The organism is Mesorhizobium sp. M7A.F.Ca.CA.004.04.2.1, assembly GCF_004022825.1.
In the GTDB taxonomy this organism is placed as follows: Bacteria; Pseudomonadota; Alphaproteobacteria; order Rhizobiales; family Rhizobiaceae; genus Mesorhizobium.
In genome coordinates, this window is sequence record NZ_RZPH01000377.1 from 1 (window position 1) to 5246 (window position 5246).

The 5246-nt window shown below is 60.3% G+C and carries 6 protein-coding genes and 1 riboswitch; of the genes, 2 read left to right on the forward strand and 4 right to left on the reverse strand.

Translation table 11 applies throughout. The features are described from left to right. The coding region (locus EN893_RS17670) for a DUF1194 domain-containing protein (protein ID WP_164900936.1) at nt 1-644 on the forward strand (644 nt) is incomplete at its 5' end. Between the two features lie 70 nt (nt 645-714). On the opposite strand, the gene EN893_RS17675 is transcribed toward EN893_RS17670, so the two are convergent. Both EN893_RS17675 and EN893_RS17680 read right to left on the reverse strand, forming a co-directional pair. Continuing rightward, nucleotides 715-1650 carry a glycosyltransferase family 2 protein gene (locus EN893_RS17675; protein ID WP_127268374.1) on the reverse strand — a complete coding sequence of 312 codons (936 nt, stop codon included), beginning with the start codon at nt 1648-1650 and terminating at the stop codon, nt 715-717. Nucleotides 1651-1665: 15 nt separating this feature from the next. After that, a complete protein-coding gene (locus tag EN893_RS17680; RefSeq protein WP_236383418.1) occupies nt 1666-2622 on the reverse strand; it encodes a glycosyltransferase in 957 nt (318 codons plus the stop codon). 327 nt (nt 2623-2949) lie between these two features. Between EN893_RS17680 and EN893_RS17685 the strand changes: the two genes are divergently transcribed. Then, the gene (locus EN893_RS17685; protein ID WP_127268376.1) at nt 2950-3270 is read left to right on the forward strand and encodes a DUF1330 domain-containing protein; all 321 of its coding nucleotides are present in this window, start codon (nt 2950-2952) and stop codon (nt 3268-3270) included. A gap of 7 nt (nt 3271-3277) precedes the next feature. Here the strand turns inward: EN893_RS17685 and metW are convergent, their stop codons facing one another. Next, nucleotides 3278-3895: a methionine biosynthesis protein MetW gene (metW, locus tag EN893_RS17690; RefSeq protein ID WP_127268377.1), complete on the reverse strand. Its 618-nt coding sequence runs from the start codon at nt 3893-3895 to the stop codon at nt 3278-3280. Further along, on the reverse strand, nt 3892-5061 hold the full coding sequence (locus EN893_RS17695) for a homoserine O-acetyltransferase (protein ID WP_127271091.1): 1170 nt from the start codon (nt 5059-5061) through the stop codon (nt 3892-3894). Before EN893_RS17695 ends, metW begins: the two co-directional genes overlap by 4 nt. Before the next feature lie 114 nt (nt 5062-5175). Next, a riboswitch (SAM riboswitch) is annotated at nt 5176-5246 on the reverse strand. This riboswitch is flagged as partial in the annotation.

The window sequence follows — 5246 nt, forward strand, 5'->3', positions numbered from 1 at the left end:
ATGTCGAGGCGCTGCGGCATCCCGACTTCATCAAGGCTGTCCGCGCTGGCGCCACGGGCCGCATAGCGCTGACCTATTTCGAATGGGCCGGCACGGTCCGCGACGACGCGGTCATCGGCTGGCAGATCATCGATAGTGCCGAGAGCGCGAACAGCTTTGCCGACAAGGTCGCGGCTCGCCCGTTCCGCAGCTTTCGCGGCACTTCGATTTCCGGCGCGCTGGCCTTCGGCACCGAGCTTTTCGACCGCACGTCTTTCCAGGGCGAACGCAGCGTCATCGATATTTCGGGCGACGGACCGAACAATATCGGGCCGCCGGTCACCGCGACGCGTGATGCGGCGACTGCCAAAGGCATCGTCGTCAATGGCCTGCCGATCCTGATCAGCCCGTCGCCCACCTTCAGCCATCTCGACCAGTATTATGCGCAGTGCGTGATCGGCGGACCCGGTTCCTTCGTGCTGCCTATCTATGCCGCCGCCGAGTTTTCGACAGCCATCCGGCGCAAGCTGCTCCTGGAAGTGAGCGGCATTCAGGACGAGGTGAGAAGCATCCCCGTCGACGCGGCGACGCCGATAGACTGCCTACAAGGCGAACGGGACAGGCGGTTTCTATCGGATCCGTATTTTCCCGAACTTGACCGTTGAGCTCTCGACAGAGGGGTTAACGCGATCCGGAGGGAAAACCGTTCCACAATTTCCCGGAATCCCTCTCGGCTTAAGCGGGCCGGGCACCAAATTGATTGCGAAACTCGTTGGAGAGATCGCGGCGCCAGCGCCGGCCATGGACATAGCCTTGCATCAATTCCGGCAGCGAATAGCCAAGCGTTTTGGATGAACGGTTGGCCATGTAGCCCTGAAATGCCTCCGGTATCCTGCCTCGCAGGATGTCGGCGATGAGTTGCCGCGAGATCATGTAAGGCGGAATGTGCGGGTAGGCATGGGCAATATGCGGATGTTTGCCCATCAGGTTCGCATAGGCCTCGACATAGCCGTCACGGCGGCCGGAAATCGAGTTCTCCGAATTGTATTTCGTCCAGTCCAGATCCCTGGACAACTGCGCACCGAAGCGCCGCGCAAGGCGCAGCAGCAATTCGCGATCCTGCATGCGGGTGATGTCGCTGTCGTAGCCGCCGATGGCCAGCAAGGCTTCGCGGCGAGCCGTGATCGCGGAGCCGGCAATGAAGATGGTCTGCCCAACCAGCGTCCGCTCCAGCATTGCGGGGCTCACGAACGCCTCGGGGTTGACGCAGTTTGTGATGCGATTGCCTTTCAGGGACACGAACGAACTGATCAGCACTTGCAGTGCAGGATTTTCCTCGAACCAGGTCAGGGTTCGTTCAAGCCGGTGCGGCATATAGATGTCGTCGGAATCGAGGAACGTCACCAACGGTGCCCGCGCGCGCTCGATGCCGGCATTCCTGGCTGCGTTGGCGCCTCGCCATTTCGCCCCGACATAGATCAGCCGCGGGTCCTGGATGCGGGCCAGCGCCGCTTCGGTTCCATCGGTCGAACCATCGTCGACGACAATGTGCTCAAGCCTCGACATGCTCTGGGAGAGTACGCTTTCCACGGCGCGCAACACCGTTTCGCGTCGGTTGTGGGTCGGCGTAATGACCGTGATGAGAGGTGTCGGTTCGATGGTTTTGCCCATTTTGACCATAGTGCTTCAGCTATGTCCCACGTAGAGGGGCACGTTTTCAACCTCGTCCCGAACCAGCCCAAGGGCCATGGCCGCTTGTGCACAAAAAACCAGCGCGCAAAAGGCCAATCCGACGATCAGTGCAAACGGGATCTGCCATGCCGGCATTCCGAGCCGAGTTGCATGCGTCAGAATACGCCCACCCACTTTCCAGGATGTCGAAAACCAACGTCTTGTCGCCTTCAGCACTCGCGCGGCTTGGGATGGCGATGCCAGTGCCACATATTTCCGGTCCGCATCGCGCCCGGTGACCAGGGCACGCCAAAAGAAAAAGCGCCAACCGCGCGGGGGATAATGGCTGGCCCGGGCATCGACTCTGACAAAATCATGCCCGCTTGCTCGTAACTGGCTGGTGAGCAACGTGCAAGAAACCTTGAATCCATTGCTGGCCGGAAAGGGATGGCCGGCTAACCAGCTTCTGCGGAAGGCGCAATTGTTAGCGTTCATCGCGCGCTTGGAGGCAAAGCGTCGATCACCATCACGCAGCGGGAAGAACCACAGAAGCGCAAAGGTCCGCGACGCGAAATCGTCACAGCCGAGATAGGTGTAACCGTTCACGGCGATCGTCTTCGGATCCTGGAGCGGTTTGAGAAGTGCCGACAGCCAGCCGTCTTCGATCACTGTATCGGAATCGCAGAAAATGACGATGTCGCCCTTGGCCAACGCGGCGCCTGCGTTCTTGACCTCATAGTACCGGCCGCCTGTGCAGGCGCTGAAGATCGTGTTTGCTACCATGCCAAGTTGCGGAACAATTTCGGTGAGACGATGCCGCAGAAGCGGTGTGTCGGTATCTGGTCCGCTGTGAACGACGATGACCTCCGGTTTTATGTATTGACCGGTTGTCGTCACGGCTTCTATTTCCCGTGCCAAAGCACTGAACGAAACGCCGATCTCATCTTCATTGATGGACTTGGCGTTTTCCATTTCGACAACGATCGAATAGGTCAGGTTCCCCGCTCCGTGCTTCGCTCGGCATCGCGTCCGGCATGACGCTACGAAAAACATGCTCCCGTGTCATCATCTGGTTGCAGAGTTCAATCCGTCCGCAACCACGAATTCGCAACCTTGCGTCTCAACGGCAACACCCTGAGGGCCGGAGACTGGAAACCGCCTCAGGATCACGCAGGCCGATTCGTCACGATCGCCTCATCTCATTCTTATTACTTTTGGGGTAATCGAATTCTGTCACGACCCTTGGCAATCTGTGCCTGCGGAGCCGGCAATCGGCTTCGATTGAAAGGGAGTGCACTTATGACCGCTTACGCCGTCGCCCATATGCGCCAAGCCACGATGGGCCCGCAGATCGTCGAATACCTGCACAAGATCGATGCCACGCTGGAACCTTTCGGCGGCCGTTTTCTGGTCCATGGCGGCGATGTCGAGGTGATCGAGAACAACTGGCCGGGTCATCTGATTATCATCGAATTTCCCGACAGGCAGCATGTGCATGGCTGGTACAATTCGCCCGCCTATCAAGCGATTCTGGCGCTGCGCACGGACAATTCGGAGGCCGACGTGGTGTTTGCTGACGGCGTCGAACATCCGCACAAGGCCACGGACATCCTCGAATAGCTTGCGGCTACTGCCGTTTCAGCAAGAACACTGCCTGCTGGCCGAAGAAGTTCCAGAACCACCACGGCATCGACAGGCCGATCTTCTGGCCGTTGGCGTCGAGAGCGGTTGCCTTCTCGACTGTCGCGCCGAGCTCGTCGCACAGATTGACGAAGTCGCGGATGGTGCAGAAGTGGATGTTGGGCGTGTCGTACCAGGAATAGGGCAGGTCCTTGGTCACCGGCATGCGGCCGTTGACGAACAGTGACAGACGCACACGCCAATGGCCGAAATTGGGGAAGGAGACGATGGCGCGATTGCCGATCCTGAGCAGTTCGTCGAGCACCAGCTTCGGGTTGCGGGTGGCCTGCAGCGTCTGCGAGAGGACGACGAAGTCAAAGCCCTTATCGGGATAGAATTCGAGATCCTTGTCGGCGTCGCCTTGGATGACCGAGAGGCCGCGCGCCACGCATTCGTTGACGCCGCGCTGCGACAGCTCGAGCCCACGGCCGTCGACCTGCTTGCTGTCCTGCAGCAATTCGAGCAGCGAGCCGTCGCCCGAGCCGACATCGAGCACGCGCGACTGTGGTGGGATGAGGTTGGCGACGACTTCAAGGTCGACGCGCTGGTCGCGGTTGACGCTCATAGGCCCAGCCCTCTCGCCCTGGCGGCCGAGCCGATGAAGCCGTTGATGGCGGCAAACAGTTCCGGCTCGTCGAGCAGGAATGCGTCGTGGCCGCGGTCGGTCTCGATCTCGACGAAGGATACCGATGCTCCGGCGGCGTTGAGCGCATGCACGATCGAGCGGCTCTCCTCGGTCGGAAAAAGCCAGTCCGAGGTGAACGACACCAGGCAGAAGCGGGTTTTCGTGCCGGCGAAAGCATCGGCCAGCCGGCCGCCATGGTCGGCGGCAAGGTCGAAATAGTCCATCGACCGCGTCATGTAGAGGTAGGAATTGGCGTCGAAGCGATCGACGAAGGTCATGCCCTGGTGGCGCAGATAGCTTTCGATCTGGAAGTCGGCGTCAAAGCCGAAGGTCAGCGCTTCGCGATCCTGCAGATTGCGGCCGAACTTGCGGTGCAGGGCGGCTTCCGACAGGTAAGTGATGTGGGCGGCCATGCGCGCTACCGCCAGGCCCTTTTCCGGGCGTTTGCCGTGCTCGAAATATTTGCCGCCATGCCAGTCCGGATCGGCCATGACAGCCTGGCGGCCAACCTCATGAAAGGCGATGTTCTGCGAGGAATGGCGCGCGCCGGTGGCGATCGGCAGCGCCGAGAAGACGCGCTCCGGATAGCTCGACGCCCATTCCAGCACCTGCATGCCGCCCATCGAGCCGCCGAGCACGCAAAACAGTTTTTCGATGCCGAAATGGTCGATCAGCATCTGCTGCGCCCGCACCATGTCGCGAATGGTGATAATGGGCAGGTCAAGCCCATAGGGCTTGCCGGTGGCGGGATTGGTCGAGGCCGGACCGGTGGACCCAAGGCAACCGCCGATGACATTGGAGCAGATGACGAAGAAGCGATTGGTGTCGATGATCTTGCCGGGGCCGATCAGCACTTCCCACCAGCCAGGCTTGCCGGTCACCGGATTGGTGCTGGCGACGTGCTGGTCTCCGGTCAGTGCATGGCAGACGAGGATGGCGTTGGAGCGGGCATCGTTCAGCGTGCCGTAGGTCTGGTAGGCGATCTGGAACGGTGAAAGCAGCGTGCCGGCGTCCAGCTTGAGCGGCTTGTCGGATCCAAAACGCAAAACCGGGCTCGACGGCTGGTCGACCTCGTTGTTGGTTTTGCGGGCACGCAGAACGGCCATGACATCCATCTCACACTTTGAGCCCACGCATCGCGTTTGTCGAAAGTCGATGCCGATACGGGTGTCCGGCCGGCGCGGACAACAAAAAACCGGCATTGCGGTCGCAAAGCCGGTTACAGGATGCAAACGGCCCTTTAGCAAGTTGTTTAACGTGGCTGCAAGCCGACCGGCCAAATCACCACGGA

Bases quoted from the DNA above. Each gene is read 5' to 3' on its own strand.
- EN893_RS17675 (WP_127268374.1), bottom strand. From the start codon at position 1,650: ATGGGCAAAACCATCGAACCGACACCTCTCATCACGGTCATTACGCCG.
- EN893_RS17680 (WP_236383418.1), bottom strand. From the start codon at position 2,622: ATGGAAAACGCCAAGTCCATCAATGAAGATGAGATCGGCGTTTCGTTC.
- EN893_RS17685 (WP_127268376.1), top strand. From the start codon at position 2,950: ATGACCGCTTACGCCGTCGCCCATATGCGCCAAGCCACGATGGGCCCG.
- metW (WP_127268377.1), bottom strand. From the start codon at position 3,895: ATGAGCGTCAACCGCGACCAGCGCGTCGACCTTGAAGTCGTCGCCAAC.
- EN893_RS17695 (WP_127271091.1), bottom strand. From the start codon at position 5,061: ATGGCCGTTCTGCGTGCCCGCAAAACCAACAACGAGGTCGACCAGCCG.